Genomic DNA, 16,275 nt, shown 5'->3' with positions numbered 1-16,275 from the left:
GGGCTGTCATATAAGCATCACCGAACGTTCATGGCGATGACACCGGGGCTACATAGCCTGACTTTGCACAACACGGCTGCATAAAGAAAGTCGATCGGCTGCAACCCACGACGGGTTAAAGGCCCGTACGGAGATTCACATGACTCAGATCGCCCGCATCAGCGACACCGGCAATGAACGCCGCCTGCAAGCCGAACGCCTGATCGGCGCCGAGGCCTTGCAGCAAGCCCAGGCCTTGCGCTTCAACGTCTTCAGCGGCGAGTTCAACGCCAAACTGAAAGGCGCGGAACTGGGTCTGGACATGGATGATTATGATGTTCACTGCAGCCACATCGGTGTGCGTGACTTGAACACCGGCCGTTTGGTCGCGACCACGCGTCTGCTCGATCACACCGCTGCCAGCAGCCTCGGCAAGTTTTACAGCGAAGAAGAATTCAGCCTGCACGGCCTGACGCATCTGCAAGGCCCGATCCTCGAAATCGGTCGCACCTGCGTCGACCCGGCCTATCGTAACGGCGGCACCATTGCGGTGTTGTGGGGCGAATTGGCCGAAGTGTTGAATCAGGGCGGTTACAGCTACTTGATGGGTTGCGCGAGCATTCCGATGCAAGACGGCGGCATCCAGGCCCACGCGATCATGCAGCGTTTGCGTGAACGCTATCTGTGCACCGAACACCTGCGCGCCGAACCGAAAAATCCGCTGCCGACGCTGGATATTCCTTCCAACGTGATCGCCGAAATGCCGCCGCTGCTCAAGGCCTACATGCGCCTGGGCGCGAAGATCTGCGGCGAGCCGTGCTGGGACGAAGACTTCCAGGTCGCCGACGTGTTCATCCTGCTCAAGCGCGACGAACTCTGCCCGCGCTACGCCAAGCACTTCAAGGCGGCCGTGTGATGAGCCGGCTGCGCGTGTACGCGCGGATCGCGCGGGTGCTGCTGGTGGTGGCGCTGGGCTTGACCATGGCCACTGTCTTTGGCGTGTTTGAACGGATTGGCCTGGCGCATTCGATGGAACGGCGTCAGCGCTGGTCGCGCTTCTTCATGGCGCGCCTGAGCAATGCCCTGCCCTTTCGCGTGACGGTTCACGGTGAGCTGCCGAAACAGCCGATGCTGTGGGTCAGCAATCATGTGTCGTGGACCGACATTCCGCTGCTCGGCATGCTCACGCCGCTGTCGTTTCTGTCCAAGGCCGAAGTGCGCACCTGGCCGGTGGCCGGTTGGCTGGCGGCGAAGGCTGGCAGCCTGTTCATCCGTCGCGGTTCGGGCGACAGCCAGTTGATCCGCAAGCAGATGACCCGTCACCTGCAAACCGATCATGCCTTGCTGATGTTCCCGGAAGGCACCACCACCGATGGGCGCTCGCTGCGTACCTTTCATGGTCGCTTGCTGGCGGCGGCGATTGATTCCGAGGTGATGCTGCAACCGGTGGCGATCCGTTATCTGCGTGATGGCGAGATCGATGCGCTGGCGCCGTTTATTGGTGACGATGATCTGCTATCGCACCTGATGCGCCTGTTCAGCAATGATTGCGGCGATGTCGAAGTGCATCTGCTCAAGCCGATTGCCTGTCAGGGGCGTGAGCGTGCGGCGTTGGCATTCGAGGCACAGCAGGCGGTGCAGAAGGCGTTGTTTGGTGAGGTGGCGAAACCGGCCGAACCGCGTCGCACCGGCGAACTGATTGCTGCCTGAAAACACACTTCTCCTATGTGGGAGCGAGCTTGCTCGCGAAAGCGGTATGTCATTCAAAGTTGATGTTGGCTGACACGACGCCTTCGCGAGCAAGCTCGCTCCCACATTGGTTTTATGTCATTGACGGGTTTTGGGCGAAGTCCTGGAGTTGTGGGTAGAACAAGCGGAAGTCTTCACTGAGCGGCTCATACAACCGCCGCAATTCCTCCATCGCCCCCGCCAGCTCTTCCGGCCGGGTCAGTCGCCGTGAGATCCCGCGCAACACCTGCTCCAGCACTTCAAATTCCTGATACGAGCCCAACCAATCATTGGCGACCATGTGCGGGGCAATCTTCGCCAATCGCTCGGGCAGTTGCCGTTCGCGGGTCAGCACCCGATACACATCAGCGGTGAAAACCTCCAGCGGCTGATCGGCATACAACCGCCAGTCCCGGGCCAGGCAATGATCGAAAAACACGTCGAGGACGATCCCGGCATAACGCCGCCTCGTATCGGAAAACCGCCCCAACGCAACGTCCACCAACGGATGGCGATCGGTAAACACGTCAATCCGCCGATGCAGTTGAATGGCCGCCTCGACCTCCGGAGCAAACTGCCCTTGCAGCCGACCTTTGACGAAATCGCCATACAGACTGCCGAGCAGTTGCCCGGGGCGCTGGCCACCGAGGTGTAAATGTGCGAGATAGTTCATGGGCGCAGCTTAGCACTGCGACCCACAAGCCATACACCCACGCATCGTTATAACGCGATATACCAATTTATGCTGATGTCAGATCAAAATCATATTGGTGTATCGCGATCTAACGATTTATATTTCGCCACATCGCGATATAGCGTTGTACACATTGTGAGCACCCTGCCATGAACCTCGACCTCGACGAAATAATAAAAGCCCTGGCACACCCAGTACGACGAGACATCCTCAACTGGCTGAAAGACCCGAAGAATGAATTTCCGGAACAGTTGCACAACCATGAGTACGGCATCTGCGCCGGGCAGATCGATCAACGCTGCGGCTTGTCGCAATCGACCGTTTCGGCACACCTCGCAACGTTGCAGCGCGCCGGCCTGATCAGCAGCCAGAAGGCCGGGCAATGGCACTTTTTCAAACGTAACGAGGACGTGATCCAGGCGTTCCTCAGCACCCTCAGTAAAGAGCTCTGACCCTTAACGTCAGCCAGCCGACAAGGAAACCTGCATGCCCCTCTCGCTACTCATCCTCGCCTTGAGCGCCTTCGCCATCGGCACCACCGAATTCGTCATCATGGGCCTGCTGCCCAATGTGGCGGCCGACCTCGGCGTGTCGATCCCCGGCGCCGGTTGGCTGGTGACCGGATACGCCCTCGGCGTGGCCATCGGTGCGCCGTTCATGGCCATGGCCACCGCCAAACTGCCGCGTAAAGCGGCGCTGGTGGCGTTGATGGGCATTTTTATTGTCGGCAACCTGCTGTGTGCGATTGCCAGTGATTACAACGTGCTGATGTTTGCCCGTGTGATCACCGCGCTGTGCCACGGTGCGTTCTTCGGCATCGGTTCGGTGGTGGCGGCCAATCTGGTGCCGGCCAACAAGCGAGCGTCGGCGGTGGCGTTGATGTTCACCGGTCTGACCCTGGCCAACGTCCTCGGTGTGCCGCTGGGCACTGCGCTGGGTCAGCAATACGGCTGGCGCTCGACCTTCTGGGCGGTGACCGTCATCGGCGTGATCGCACTGATCGGCCTGATCCGCTTCCTGCCGGCCAAGCGTGACGAAGAAAAACTCGACATGCGCGCCGAACTCGCCGCCCTCAAAGGTGCCGGGATCTGGCTGTCGCTGAGCATGACTGCACTCTTCGCCGCATCCGTCTTCACTCTGTTCACCTACGTCGCCCCGCTGCTCGGCGAAGTCACCGGTGTGTCGCCCCGTGGCGTGACCTGGACGCTGATGCTGATCGGCCTGGGCCTGACCGTCGGCAACATCATCGGCGGCAAACTCGCCGACAAGGGCATGGCCGCCACGCTGATCGGCGTGTTCATCGCCATGGCCGTGGTTTCCACCGTGCTGACCTGGACCAGCGTTGCGCTGATCCCGACTGAAATCACTCTGTTCCTCTGGGCCACCGCGTGTTTCGCCGCCGTGCCGGCGCTGCAAGTCAACGTGGTGACCTTCGGCAAAGCCGCACCGAACCTGGTTTCGACCCTGAACATCGGTGCCTTCAACGTCGGCAACGCCCTCGGCGCCTGGGTCGGCGGCAGCGTCATCGCCCACGGCTACGGCCTGACCAGTGTGCCGCTCGCAGCCGCCGCACTGGCAGTGCTCGCCTTGCTGGTGACCCTGATTACTTTCCGCCAGAACGGCAATGCCGATCTGGCCCCTGCTACCAACTGATTAATTTTCACTTACGAGGGTTGTAGACATGGCAACTATTTTTGATCCGATCAAACTCGGCGACGTCGAGCTGGCCAACCGCATCATCATGGCCCCACTGACCCGCTGCCGCGCCGACGAAGGCCGCGTACCGAACGCGCTGATGGCTGAATACTACGTACAACGCGCGTCCGCTGGCCTGATCCTCAGCGAAGCCACTTCGGTAACGCCAATGGGCGTCGGCTATCCGGACACCCCGGGCATCTGGTCCAACGATCAAGTGCGTGGCTGGGCCAACGTGACCAAAGCGATTCACGCTGCCGGCGGCAAGATCTTCCTGCAGCTCTGGCACGTGGGCCGTATCTCCCACGAGTCGTACCTCAACGGTGAAGCGCCGGTGGCACCGAGCGCGATCCAGCCTAAAGGTCACGTCAGCCTGGTGCGCCCACTGGCCGACTACCCAACCCCGCGTGCACTGGAAACCGCTGAAATCGCCGACATCGTCGACGCTTACCGCACCGGTGCCGAGAACGCCAAAGCCGCCGGTTTCGACGGCGTGGAAATCCACGGCGCCAACGGTTACCTGCTCGACCAGTTCCTGCAAAGCAGCACCAACCAGCGCACCGACAACTACGGTGGCTCACTGGAAAACCGTGCACGTCTGCTGCTGGAAGTGACAGATGCGGCGATCGAAGTCTGGGGCGCTGGTCGCGTTGGTGTGCACTTGGCACCGCGCGCTGACTCCCATGACATGGGCGATGACAACCTGGCGGAAACCTTCACCTACGTCGCACGTGAACTGGGCAAGCGCGGCATCGCGTTCATCTGCTCCCGTGAGAAAGAAGGCGCCGACAGCCTCGGCCCGCAATTGAAAGAAGCGTTCGGCGGCCCTTACATCGCCAACGAACGCTTCACCAAGGACAGCGCTAATGAGTGGCTGGCCAGCGGCAAGGCTGATGCCGTGGCATTTGGTGTGCCGTTCATTGCCAACCCGGATCTGCCGGCTCGTTTGAAGGCGGATGCGCCGTTGAATGATGCGCGTCCGGAGTTGTTCTACGCGAAAGGCCCGGTCGGTTATATCGACTATCCGGCGCTGTAAGGCATCACCCAGAAACGCGAAAGCCCCCGACTTGTGAGAGTTGGGGGCTTTTTTTGTGTTCGCCGGAAGATTGATTGCGCTTTTTAGTACGCAGCCCCTCACCCCAGCCCTCTCCCTAGGGAGAGGGAGCCGATATTTGTGCTTTTCAAATCTGGAGTTCGACCTGATATCTCAGGTCGGCGTATCTCGCAAGAACACCTCGGTCAGTCCCCTCTACCTCTGGGAGAGGGTTAGGGTGAGGGCAAGCGGCTCACACTCATTCACACAGAAGACACAAATTCCCTACAAAATGCGTAGCTCGCTACGTTTAAACTCCCCCCGCTGCGAAGCTATATAAAGGCAGGCCAATTGACATAAGCGGTGTCAATTACGCATTTTGTTTCATTTGCGCAGGCTGGGGCTCAGGCGCAGCATGTCCAACCCTGTATCGACCCAACGCTCGGCCTCGGCATGCAACTCAAAGCTGTCCGGCGCCAGAAGCCATCCATACAGAAGGCCATCGATATAGCTGTGAATACTGATGGCCGCGCGGGCGGTGTCGAGATCTTCCGGCAACTGGCCGCGATTGACCGCATTACGCAACGTCAGAGCGATGCGCTCGTTGCAATCGAGACTGACGTCCCGGCGCTGCTGGCGCAAATCGCACATTTCATCGGTGAACTCGCACTTATGAAACAGAATTTCGTTGATCCGCCGGGTTTTCGGGTCCAGCGCAACTTGATGAAACAAATGAATCAGCAGTTGGCGCATGCAGCCCAACGGATCGAGTTCATCTTCACTTTCGCTGGCCCTGGCCAATTCATCCAGCGGCTCACGCAGCGAATCCAGCATGGCCTGGACCAGATCGGCCTTGTTACTGAAATGCCAGTAAATAGCACCACGTGTGACGCCGGCCATTGTCGCGATATCGGCCAGCGTCGTACGAGCGACACCCCTTTCATAAAAGGCTTTCTCCGCCGCTTCCAGGATCTGGCTACGGGTTTCTTGAGCTTCCTCTTTGGTACGACGGACCATGACAGTAAAACCTCAAACAGGATGTTTCAGGGATGGCTGAATATCCGCTGAATAAAGAGGGGGCGATCTCTCACGGATCTGCTCCCCGGCCTACAATTTCAAACCTTGCGACGAGTTTTGTAACAGGGTGGGTACAAGGCAAAGGTATTTACAAACAACCATGAACGTAAGTATATTCCTTAGCAAGCTACTTATCCACCCGGTACCCAATTTTTACCCTTCCACACTTCTTGTGCGCTTTTCGCGCGCCTGACCCGAGGATCTTCATGCAATTCAAGCCAGCTGTTACCGCTCTGGTCACTGCCGTCGCCCTGGCATCGCTGCTCAGCGGATGTAAAAAGGAAGAAGCGGCCCCGGCCGCTCCACCGCCTCAGGTCGGCGTCGTCACCCTGCAACCACAAGCATTTACCCTCACCTCCGAACTGCCGGGCCGCACCAGTGCGTACCGCATCGCGGAAGTTCGACCGCAGGTCAACGGCATCATTCTCAAGCGTCTGTTCAAGGAAGGCGGCGATGTCAAAGCCGGCCAGCAGCTGTATCAGATCGATCCATCGGTCTATGAAGCGACCCTGAAAAGCGCCGAAGCCAACCTGCGTTCGACCAAGTCGATCTCCGACCGCTACAAGCAACTGGTCGACGAGCAGGCCGTGAGCCGTCAGGAATACGACACCGCCGTGGCCAACCGCATGGAATCGGAAGCGTCGCTGCAGAGCGCGCAGATCAACGTGCGTTACACCAAGGTGTACGCGCCGATCTCCGGGCGTATCGGCCGCTCTTCGGTCACCGAAGGTGCCTTGGTGAGCAATGGTCAAACCGACGCCATGGCCGTGATCCAGCAACTGGACCCGATCTACGTTGATGTCACCCAGTCCTCGGTGGAACTGCTGGAGCTGCGCCGCGAACTGGAAAGCGGTCGTCTGCAGAAAGCTGGCGACAACGCCGCCGCAGTCAAGCTGACCCTGGAAGACGGCAGCCAATACAAGCTCGACGGTAAGCTGGAATTCTCCGAAGTGTCGGTCGACCAGACCACCGGTTCGGTAACCCTGCGCGCCGTGTTCCCGAACCCGGATCACACCCTGTTGCCAGGCATGTTCGTCCACGCGCAGCTGCAGGCCGGTGTCAACAGCGCCGCGATCCTCGCCCCGCAGCAAGGCGTGACCCGTGACCTCAAAGGCACGCCGACCGCACTGGTCGTCGGCCCGGACAACAAAGTCGAGTTGCGTCAGTTGAAGGCCAGCCGCACCGTCGGCAGCCAATGGCTGATCGAAGACGGCTTGAAGGCCGGCGATCGCCTGATCACCGAAGGGCTGCAATTCGTCAAACCGGGCGTCGAGGTCAAACCGACCGAAGCGACCAACGTCGGCACCAAGAACCCGGCCCCCGCTCAGGCAGCTGACAAAGCCGCCGGCGGCAAAGGGGAGTAATCCATGTCAAAATTCTTCATCGACCGTCCGATTTTCGCCTGGGTAATTGCCCTGGTGATCATGCTGGTCGGGGCACTTTCGATCCTGAAATTGCCGATCAACCAGTACCCGAGCATTGCGCCACCGGCCATTGCGATCTCCGTGACCTACCCGGGCGCTTCGGCGCAAACCGTGCAGGACACCGTGGTCCAGGTGATCGAGCAGCAGCTCAACGGTATCGACAACTTGCGTTATGTGTCCTCGGAAAGTAACTCCGACGGCAGCATGACCATCACCGCGACCTTCGAGCAAGGCACCAACTCCGACACCGCGCAGGTGCAGGTTCAGAACAAGCTGAACCTCGCCACCCCGCTGTTGCCGCAGGAAGTGCAGCAACAAGGTATCCGCGTGACCAAGGCAGTGAAAAACTTCCTGTTGGTCATCGGCGTGGTCTCGCGTGACGGCAGCATGACCAAGGACGACTTGTCCAACTACATCGTGTCGAACATGCAGGATCCGATCTCGCGGACCGCCGGTGTCGGTGACTTCCAGGTCTTCGGTGCCCAGTATGCGATGCGCATCTGGCTCGACCCGGCCAAGCTGAACAATTTCAACCTGACCCCGATCGACGTGAAGACTGCCATCGCGGCGCAAAACGTCCAGGTCTCGTCCGGCCAGCTCGGCGGCTTGCCGGCCGTACAGGGCCAGCAGCTAAACGCGACGATCATCGGCAAGACCCGTCTGCAGACGGCCGAGCAGTTCAAGGAAATCCTGCTCAAGGTCAACAAGGACGGTTCGCAGGTTCGCCTCAAAGACGTGGCTGATGTTGGCCTGGGTGGCGAAAACTACGCCATCAGTGCCCAGTTCAACGGCAGCCCGGCATCCGGTCTGGCAGTGAAACTGGCCAACGGCGCCAACGCCCTCGATACTGCCAAAGCCTTGCGCACCACTATCGACAGCCTCAAGCCGTTCTTCCCGCCTGGCATGGAAGTGGTGTTCCCGTACGACACGACCCCCGTAGTGACCGAGTCGATCAAAGGTGTGGTTCACACGCTGGTCGAAGCGATCGCGCTGGTGTTCCTGGTGATGTTCCTGTTCCTGCAGAACTTCCGCGCCACCGTCATCACCACGATGACCGTGCCGGTGGTATTGCTCGGTACGTTCGGCATCCTCGCCGCCGCCGGTTTCAGCATCAACACCCTGACCATGTTCGGCATGGTACTGGCCATCGGTTTGCTGGTGGACGATGCCATCGTCGTGGTGGAAAACGTCGAGCGAGTCATGGCTGAGGAGGGCCTGTCTCCGAAGGAAGCGACCAAGAAATCCATGGGCCAGATCCAGGGCGCACTGGTCGGTATCGCCTTGGTACTGTCGGCGGTTCTGCTGCCAATGGCGTTCTTCGGTGGCTCGACCGGTGTGATCTACAAGCAGTTCTCGATCACCATCGTCTCGGCCATGGCCCTGTCGGTGCTGGTCGCGCTGATCTTCACCCCGGCACTCTGCGCGACCATGCTCAAGCCTATTCCCCATGGTGAGCACGGCGTTCCGAAAAAAGGCTTCTTCGGCTGGTTCAACCGCAACTTCGATCGCAGCGTCAAAAGCTACGAGCGCGGCGTCGGCAATATCCTGCGCCAGAAAGTGCCTTACCTGCTGGCCTACGCGCTGATTCTGATCGGCATGATCTGGTTGTTCATGCGCATCCCTTCCTCCTTCCTGCCGGAAGAAGACCAGGGCGTACTGTTCGCTCAAGTGCAGACCCCGGCTGGTTCCAGCGCCCAGCGCACCCAGGTAGTCGTGGATGAAATGCGTGAATACCTGCTGCGTCCGACCAAGGATGGCGGTGAAGGTGACACCGTCGCCTCGGTGTTCACCGTGACCGGTTTCAACTTCGCCGGCCGTGGTCAGAGCTCGGGTATGGCATTCATCATGCTCAAGCCATGGGATGAGCGTAACGCCGACAACAGCGTGTTCAAGCTGGCGGCTCGCGCCCAGCAGCACTTCTTTACCTTCCGCGACGCGATGGTGTTCGCCTTCGCCCCGCCGGCAGTGCTGGAGTTGGGTAACGCCACCGGTTTCGACGTGTTCCTGCAGGACCGCGCCGGTATCGGTCATGAAAAACTGATGGAGGCACGCAACCAGTTCCTCGGCATGGCGGCGCAAAGCAAAGTGTTGTCGCAGGTACGTCCGAACGGTCTGAATGACGAGCCGCAATTCCAGCTCGAAATCGATGACGAGAAGGCCAGCGCCCTGGGCGTTACCATCAGCGACATCAACAACACCTTGTCGATTGCTTTGGGTAGTAGCTACGTCAACGACTTCATCGACCGTGGTCGGGTGAAGAAGGTGTACGTGCAAGGCCAGCCGGATTCGCGCATGAAACCGGAAGACTTGAAGAAGTGGTACGTACGCAACGCCAGCGGCACCATGGTTCCGTTCTCGGCATTCGCCAAGGGCGAGTGGATCTACGGTTCGCCGAAGCTCTCGCGCTACAACGGTGTGGAAGCGGTGGAAATCCTCGGTGCCCCGGCTCCAGGTTACTCCACGGGTGAAGCCATGGCCGAGGTCGAAGCCATTGCCGCGAAACTGCCGAAAGGCGTAGGCATCTCCTGGACGGGGCTGTCCTATGAAGAACGTCTGGCGGGTTCGCAGGCGCCGGCACTGTTTGCGCTGTCGCTGCTGATGGTATTCCTGTGTCTGGCGGCTCTCTATGAGAGCTGGTCGATTCCGATTGCGGTGGTGCTCGTGGTTCCGCTGGGGATCATCGGTGCCTTGCTGGCGACCAGTCTGCGCGGGCTGTCCAACGACGTGTACTTCCTGGTGGGGCTGTTGACGACCATCGGTCTGGCAGCGAAAAACGCCATTCTGATCGTCGAGTTCGCCAAGGAATTGCATGAACAGGGCGCCAGTCTGCGCGACGCAGCCATCGAAGCTTGCCGCATGCGTCTGCGTCCGATCATCATGACGTCCCTGGCGTTCATCCTCGGCGTAGTGCCTCTGGCAATTTCCACAGGCGCCGGCTCAGGCAGCCAGCACGCCATTGGCACCGTGGTAATTGGCGGTATGATCACCGCCACCGTACTCGCGATTTTCTGGGTACCCCTGTTCTTCGTTACGGTTTCGTCCATGGGCCAGCGTAAAATCACCGACCCGGATGACACTAAAGAAACTCCTAAAGAGGCTGGCCAATGAGCAAGTCGCTACTCTCCATCGCAGTCGCCGCCTTCGTGCTGAGCGGTTGCTCGCTGATACCTGATTATCAGCAGCCTGAGGCTCCGGTCGCAGGTCAGTACCCGCAGGGGCCGGCCTATTCGCCGGCCCAGGCACCGGCGCAAGCCGCTGCCGAGCAAGGCTGGAAGCAGTTTTTCCATGACCCTGCGCTGCAACAGCTGATCCAGGTCTCCCTGGAAAACAACCGCGACCTGCGTGTCGCGGCGCTGAACATCGACGCTTACGCGGCTCAATACCGCATCCAGCGTGCCGATCTGTTCCCGGCGGTATCGGCCAATGCCAGCGGCAGCCGTCAGCGGGTTCCGGCCCGTGCCTCGCAAACCGGCGAGTCGAGCATCACCAGCTCCTACTCCGCCACTGTCGGCATCAGCGCCTACGAACTCGACCTGTTCGGTCGCGTTCGCAGCCTGAGCGAACAAGCGCTGCAACAATACTTCGCCACCGAAGAAGCACGCCGCAGCACCCAGATCAGTCTGGTCGCCAGCGTCGCCAATGCTTACCTGACCTGGCAAGCGGACAAGGAACTGCTTAAGCTGACCCAGGACACCCTCGGTGCCTTCGAAGAAAGCTACAAGCTGACCAGCCGCAGCAACGAAGTCGGTGTGGCTTCGGCACTGGACCTGGCGCAGTCGCGCACCTCGGTCGAGAACGCTCGTGCACAACTGGCGCGTTACACCCGCCAGGTCGCGCAGGACGAAAACAGTCTGACCCTGCTGCTCGGCACTGGTATCCCGGCCAATCTGCAAACGGCCAAACCGCTGTCCGATGACCTGCTCAGCGACGTCCCGGCCGGTCTGCCTTCGGATCTGCTGCAACGTCGTCCGGACATTCTGCAAGCCGAGTACAACCTGAAAGCGGCCAACGCCAACATTGGCGCAGCCCGTGCCGCGTTCTTCCCGAGCATCAGCCTGACCGCCAACGCGGGCAGCCTGAGCCCGGACCTGTCCGGCCTGTTCAAGGGTGGTTCGGGGACGTGGTTGTTCCAGCCGCAGATCAACCTGCCGATCTTCAACGCCGGCAGCCTGCGCGCCAGCCTCGACTACGCCAAGATCCAGAAGGACATTGGCGTGGCGAACTACGAGAAGTCCATTCAAACGGCCTTCCAGGAAGTCGCCGACGGCCTCGCCGCCCGCCAGACCTACACCGAGCAGCTGCAAGCGCAGCGTGACTTCGTCGCGGCCAACCAGGATTACTACCGCCTGGCCGAACGTCGCTACCGCATCGGCGTCGACAGCAACCTGACGTTCCTCGATGCCCAGCGTCAGCTGTTCAGCGCGCAACAAGCGCTGATCACCGACCGCCTCGCGCAGCTGACCAGTGCAGTCAACCTGTACAAGGCCTTGGGCGGTGGCTGGAATGCGCAAACCGCGCAGAACGAACCGCTGAAAGAAGAAGCACCGAAGATGAAGTTGTTCTGATCATCGGCTGAATACAAGGAGCCCACCGATTGGTGGGCTTTTTGTTGCCTGGCAGAAAGGTGTGTTGTCTGGGCTGGCCCCTTCGCGAGCAAGCTCGCTCCCACAGGGGAACGCATTCCAAATGTGGGAGCGAGCTTGCTCGCGAAGAGGCCCTCACAGACACCATAAAACCCAACTGAATCTTGCGTTCGATAATCGCCCAAAACCCGCTTTTACCAATTGAATCAAAACATCCGCGCCCCGCACCATTCGCTCCACAAAACCAATAACAACAGGTTCGACAACATGCTCCCGCGCCCTGCCCCGTCCGGCTGATTGCCGTCGTTTCACCTCTGAACACTTTTCATGTCTGCACCCCGAAAACCGGTGTCAGCGCACCTGTTCGCCTTAAAAAAAACAAGAGAGACCCGAGCCCATGACAACCTCCCCTGCGCCTTACGCAATTCCCGGCCTGATCGCCCTGGCCCTGGCCGGCGCGGCGCTGCCCGCAGCGGCTGAAGAAGCCGGTTTCATCGAGGGCGCCAAGGTCAACCTCAACCTGCGCAACTTCTACATCAACCGTAACTTCACCAACCCGACCAAGGCTCAGGGCAAGGCTGAAGAGTGGACGCAGAGCTTCATCCTCGACGCCAAGTCCGGCTTCACCCAAGGCACCGTCGGCTTCGGCATGGACGTGCTGGGCCTGTATTCGGTAAAGCTTGATGGCGGTAAAGGCACCGGCGGCACCCAGTTGCTGCCGCTGGACCATGACGGTCGTCCGGCGGACAACTTCGGCCGCACCAACGTCGCTTTCAAAGCCAAGCTTTCGCAGACCGAAGTGAAGGTCGGCGAGTGGATGCCGGTGCTGCCGATCCTGCGTTCGGACGATGGCCGCTCATTGCCACAGACCTTCCGTGGCGGGCAGATCACGTCCAAAGAAATCGACGGCCTGACCCTCTACGGCGGCCAGTTCCGCGCCAACAGCCCGCGTGACGACAGCAGCATGAGCGACATGTCGATGACCGGCAAAGCGGCGTTCACCTCTGATCGCTTCAACTTTCAGGGCGGTGAATACGTTTTCAACGAAAAACGCACACAGATCGGCCTGTGGAACGCCGAACTCAAGGACATCTACAGCCAGCAATACGTCAACCTGATCCACAGCCAGCCGCTGGGCGACTGGACGCTGGGCGCCAACCTCGGCTTCTTCTACGGCAAGGACGATGGCAGCGCCCGCGCCGGCGACCTCGACAACAAAACCTGGTCGGGGATGTTCTCGGCGAAGTACGGCGGCAACACCTTCTACGTCGGCCTGCAGAAACTCACCGGCGACAGCGCGTGGATGCGCGTCAACGGCACCAGCGGCGGCACGTTGGCCAACGACAGCTACAACGCCAGCTACGACAACGCGCAGGAACGTTCCTGGCAAGTACGCCATGACTACAACTTCGTCGCGCTGGGCATCCCCGGCCTGACGCTGATGAACCGCTATATCAGCGGCGACAACGTGCACACCGGGACGATCACCGACGGCAAGGAATGGGGCCGCGAATCGGAACTGGGCTACACCGTGCAGAGCGGCGCGCTGAAGGATCTGAACGTCAGATGGCGCAACTCGACCATGCGCCGGGACTTCAGCAATAACGAGTTCGACGAGAACCGCCTCATCGTTAGCTACCCGATCAGCCTCCTCTAAACACCGCTTTCAAACTGTAGGAGTGAGCCTGCTCGCGATAGCGGTGTGTCAGTGACATTTAAGGTGACTGACACACTGCTATCGCGAGCAGGCTCACTCCTACATTTGAATCTGCGCCACTTGTCGGGAGAAGTGGCACTTTGCCGGCCGACAGATAAAGTGACAAAACCTGAAGGAGTCAGGTGCTTCACCTTTCCGCTTCCGTCGTCGTAGTCGGTCCTCAAGCTGGGAGCCAGGTTGTCATCGGAAGACACCAACGATCACCGGAGGACCACCTCAATGATCTCTCGTCTTGCAACACCCGACTGGGACGCCAAGGCGTACCAGCAGTTTTCCCGTCTCAGGCAACGCCCGGTCAATGAATTGCTCGACCGTGTTGACCTGCCAAATCCTCAACGCATTTACGACCTGGGCTGCGGCACCGGCATTGCCACGCAGTTGTTGGCCAAACGCTGGCCGCGCGCGCAGTTGCAGGGGATCGACAGCTCGGCACAGATGCTCGCAGAAGCGCGCTGTCTGCCGCTCAGGGCATCATGGAAACACTGCGATCTGCTCGATTGGCAACCGGAGCAACCGGCAGATCTACTGCTCGCCGCCGCCGTGCTGCACTTTATCGAGGGCCATGAAACGCTGTTGCCGCACCTGCTCGGTTATCTGAATCCCGGCGGCTGTCTGGCGGCGCACATGCCGGACTGGCGCGATGCGCTGTGGTATCGGCTGATGCTCGACACTCTCGAAAATGGCGGCCCCGATGGCACGCCAATGGGCACACCTGAACTGCGCCAGCGCATGGCCGCGCGGCCGTTGTTGGCGCTGGAGGATTACTACCGTTTGCTCGCGCCCATGACCACGTCGCTGGATATCTGGGAGACCGAGCAGTTGCAGGTGGTTGACGGCAAATCGCCAATTTATGACTGGGTGAAGGTCTCGGCGCTGCGGCCGGTGATGCAGGCGCTGGATTCAGCGGAACAGACGCGGTTTATCTATCACTACCTGATGCGGGTGCATAAGCATTATCCGCAGGAGGCGGACGGGCATACGTTGTTTGCGTTCAAGCGGATATTCATCGTTGCCACGGTTTGAATGAGTTGTGCTGATTGATGCGCAACGGCGTCTGCCCCCTTCGCGAGCAAGCTCGCTCCCACATTGGAATGCATTTCCCTGTGGGAGCGAGCTTGCTCGCGAAGGCGTAATTTCTGGCGCCATCAATCCCTGGATTCAACACCCAGCTCGTCCCACACCGACTCCGCCAGATGGAAAGTGGCATTCGCCGCCGGAATCCCGCAGTAAATCGCGCTCTGCATGATCACTTCCTTGATCTCACCCCGGCTCACGCCGTTATTGGCTGCCGCACGCAGGTGCAGTTTCAGCTCGCCCTCGCGGTTCATACCGATCAGCATGGCGATGGTGATCAGACTGCGCGTATGACGTGGTAAGCCCGGTCGCGTCCAGATATCGCCCCAGGCATGGCGGGTGATCATCTCCTGAAACTCCGAGTTGAACTCGGTCAGCGTGGTCAGGCTGCGATCGACATGGGCATCGCCCAGCACCGCGCGGCGCACTTGCATGCCGTCGTCGTAACGTTGTTTCTCGTCCACGAAAATCCCCTTATCAGGCGTTTAGAAACGCCAACACACGATCACTGAAATCCGCGCCAGCCTGCACGTTTGACAGATGCGCCGCGTAGAACTCAGCGTACTGGGCGCCGCGTACATGTTCCTGAATAAAGTGCCCACCGGACGGCGGCGTCACCGCATCTTCAGTGCCGGCAATCACTAGCAACGGCACGTTGATCGAAGCCAGTTGCTCGCGGAAATCGGCATCACGCACCGCTGCGCAGTTGGCCGCATAACCTTCAGGCGAAGTGGCCGCAAGCATGTCGGTAATCTGCTTGGCCGCTGCCGGATGAGCAGCCGAAAAGTCCGGGGTAAACCAGCGGGCAATCGAAGCATCACGCAGGGCCACCATCGCTGCCGCACCGTCACGCAGCACGGTTTCGATGCGTGGATTCCACACCGACGGATCGCCGATCTTTGCCGCGGTGTTGCAGACGATCAGCTTATGCAGCCGATGCCCGGCATTGATCCCCAGCCACTGACCGATCAGGCCTCCCATCGACAGGCCGCAGAAATGCGCACGCTCAATGTGCAGTGCATCCAGCAAACCGAGCACGTCATGACCCAGTTGCTCGATGCTGTAAGGACCCGGCGTAACCAGCGATTCGCCGTGGCCACGGGTATCGAAACGCAGCACGCGAAAATGCTCGGTAAACGCCGGCATCTGCGCGTCCCACATGTGCAGATCAGTGCCTAGCGAGTTGGAGAGCACCAGCACCGGCGCATCGACCGGGCCCTCGATTTGATAATGCAGTTCGCCATCGGCGAGTTGAACGAAAGCCACAGCCC

General features: G+C 60.0%; 14 protein-coding genes. 10 read left to right on the top strand and 4 right to left on the bottom strand.

All coding sequences use genetic code 11. The features are described 5' to 3' along the window. Positions 1–139: 139 nt before the first annotated feature. Positions 140–895, top strand: a complete 756-nt coding sequence (olsB, locus tag CLU80_RS20375; RefSeq protein WP_093438600.1) for an L-ornithine N(alpha)-acyltransferase — start codon at positions 140–142, stop codon at positions 893–895. After that, positions 895–1,689: a lysophospholipid acyltransferase family protein gene (locus CLU80_RS20370; RefSeq protein WP_099758212.1), complete on the top strand. Its 795-nt coding sequence runs from the start codon at positions 895–897 to the stop codon at positions 1,687–1,689. Before olsB ends, CLU80_RS20370 begins: the two co-directional genes overlap by 1 nt. Before the next feature lie 112 nt (positions 1,690–1,801). Here CLU80_RS20370 and CLU80_RS20360 read toward each other — a convergent pair whose 3' ends face one another. After that, positions 1,802–2,380: an acyl carrier protein phosphodiesterase gene (locus tag CLU80_RS20360; RefSeq protein WP_099758211.1), complete on the bottom strand. Its 579-nt coding sequence runs from the start codon at positions 2,378–2,380 to the stop codon at positions 1,802–1,804. Positions 2,381–2,550: 170 nt separating this feature from the next. Here CLU80_RS20360 and CLU80_RS20355 point away from each other — a divergent pair, with 170 nt between their 5' ends. The 3 genes from CLU80_RS20355 to CLU80_RS20345 are packed head-to-tail and all read left to right on the top strand — an operon-like array spanning position 2,551 to position 5,132. Continuing rightward, complete coding sequence (locus tag CLU80_RS20355; protein ID WP_007917068.1) at positions 2,551–2,853, top strand: ArsR/SmtB family transcription factor; 303 nt, start codon at positions 2,551–2,553, stop codon at positions 2,851–2,853. Positions 2,854–2,887: 34 nt separating this feature from the next. Then, positions 2,888–4,054: an MFS transporter gene (locus CLU80_RS20350; RefSeq protein WP_007917078.1), complete on the top strand. Its 1,167-nt coding sequence runs from the start codon at positions 2,888–2,890 to the stop codon at positions 4,052–4,054. Positions 4,055–4,082: 28 nt separating this feature from the next. Continuing rightward, positions 4,083–5,132, top strand: coding sequence for an alkene reductase (locus CLU80_RS20345; protein WP_093438614.1), 1,050 nt, complete (start codon positions 4,083–4,085; stop codon positions 5,130–5,132). Between the two features lie 381 nt (positions 5,133–5,513). Here the strand turns inward: CLU80_RS20345 and emhR are convergent, their stop codons facing one another. Then, complete coding sequence (gene emhR / locus CLU80_RS20340) at positions 5,514–6,146, bottom strand: efflux system transcriptional repressor EmhR (RefSeq protein WP_016982806.1); 633 nt, start codon at positions 6,144–6,146, stop codon at positions 5,514–5,516. Positions 6,147–6,412: 266 nt separating this feature from the next. Here emhR and emhA point away from each other — a divergent pair, with 266 nt between their 5' ends. From emhA to CLU80_RS20315, 5 genes are all read left to right on the top strand, one after another. After that, on the top strand, positions 6,413–7,570 hold the full coding sequence (emhA, locus tag CLU80_RS20335) for an efflux RND transporter periplasmic adaptor subunit EmhA (RefSeq protein ID WP_099758210.1): 1,158 nt from the start codon (positions 6,413–6,415) through the stop codon (positions 7,568–7,570). Between the two features lie 3 nt (positions 7,571–7,573). Further along, positions 7,574–10,738, top strand: coding sequence for an efflux RND transporter permease subunit EmhB (gene emhB / locus CLU80_RS20330; RefSeq protein ID WP_095125606.1), 3,165 nt, complete (start codon positions 7,574–7,576; stop codon positions 10,736–10,738). After that, positions 10,735–12,195, top strand: a complete 1,461-nt coding sequence (emhC, locus tag CLU80_RS20325; protein ID WP_093438633.1) for an efflux RND transporter outer membrane subunit EmhC — start codon at positions 10,735–10,737, stop codon at positions 12,193–12,195. Before emhB ends, emhC begins: the two co-directional genes overlap by 4 nt. 415 nt (positions 12,196–12,610) lie before the next feature. Next, entirely contained in the window at positions 12,611–13,870 is a 1,260-nt protein-coding gene (locus CLU80_RS20320; RefSeq protein ID WP_099758209.1) for an OprD family porin, read from the top strand. A gap of 279 nt (positions 13,871–14,149) precedes the next feature. Continuing rightward, positions 14,150–14,953, top strand: a complete 804-nt coding sequence (locus tag CLU80_RS20315) for a methyltransferase domain-containing protein (protein WP_099758208.1) — start codon at positions 14,150–14,152, stop codon at positions 14,951–14,953. A gap of 122 nt (positions 14,954–15,075) precedes the next feature. Here the strand turns inward: CLU80_RS20315 and pcaC are convergent, their stop codons facing one another. Next, a complete protein-coding gene (gene pcaC / locus CLU80_RS20310) occupies positions 15,076–15,468 on the bottom strand; it encodes a 4-carboxymuconolactone decarboxylase (protein WP_007957838.1) in 393 nt (130 codons plus the stop codon). Between the two features lie 13 nt (positions 15,469–15,481). Beyond that, positions 15,482–16,270: a 3-oxoadipate enol-lactonase gene (pcaD, locus tag CLU80_RS20305; protein ID WP_099758207.1), complete on the bottom strand. Its 789-nt coding sequence runs from the start codon at positions 16,268–16,270 to the stop codon at positions 15,482–15,484. Positions 16,271–16,275: the final 5 nt, after the last annotated feature.

Source organism: Pseudomonas sp. 29 (genome assembly GCF_002754355.1).
GTDB lineage: Bacteria > Pseudomonadota > Gammaproteobacteria > Pseudomonadales > Pseudomonadaceae > Aquipseudomonas > Aquipseudomonas neuropathica.
This window is presented reverse-complemented; position numbering and strand designations above follow the sequence as displayed.

Coding starts and splice junctions, on each gene's coding strand:
- olsB (WP_093438600.1), top strand. CDS start 140: ATGACTCAGATCGCCCGCATCAGCGACACCGGCAATGAACGCCGCCTG.
- CLU80_RS20370 (WP_099758212.1), top strand. CDS start 895: ATGAGCCGGCTGCGCGTGTACGCGCGGATCGCGCGGGTGCTGCTGGTG.
- CLU80_RS20360 (WP_099758211.1), bottom strand. CDS start 2,380: ATGAACTATCTCGCACATTTACACCTCGGTGGCCAGCGCCCCGGGCAA.
- CLU80_RS20355 (WP_007917068.1), top strand. CDS start 2,551: ATGAACCTCGACCTCGACGAAATAATAAAAGCCCTGGCACACCCAGTA.
- CLU80_RS20350 (WP_007917078.1), top strand. CDS start 2,888: ATGCCCCTCTCGCTACTCATCCTCGCCTTGAGCGCCTTCGCCATCGGC.
- CLU80_RS20345 (WP_093438614.1), top strand. CDS start 4,083: ATGGCAACTATTTTTGATCCGATCAAACTCGGCGACGTCGAGCTGGCC.
- emhR (WP_016982806.1), bottom strand. CDS start 6,146: ATGGTCCGTCGTACCAAAGAGGAAGCTCAAGAAACCCGTAGCCAGATC.
- emhA (WP_099758210.1), top strand. CDS start 6,413: ATGCAATTCAAGCCAGCTGTTACCGCTCTGGTCACTGCCGTCGCCCTG.
- emhB (WP_095125606.1), top strand. CDS start 7,574: ATGTCAAAATTCTTCATCGACCGTCCGATTTTCGCCTGGGTAATTGCC.
- emhC (WP_093438633.1), top strand. CDS start 10,735: ATGAGCAAGTCGCTACTCTCCATCGCAGTCGCCGCCTTCGTGCTGAGC.
- CLU80_RS20320 (WP_099758209.1), top strand. CDS start 12,611: ATGACAACCTCCCCTGCGCCTTACGCAATTCCCGGCCTGATCGCCCTG.
- CLU80_RS20315 (WP_099758208.1), top strand. CDS start 14,150: ATGATCTCTCGTCTTGCAACACCCGACTGGGACGCCAAGGCGTACCAG.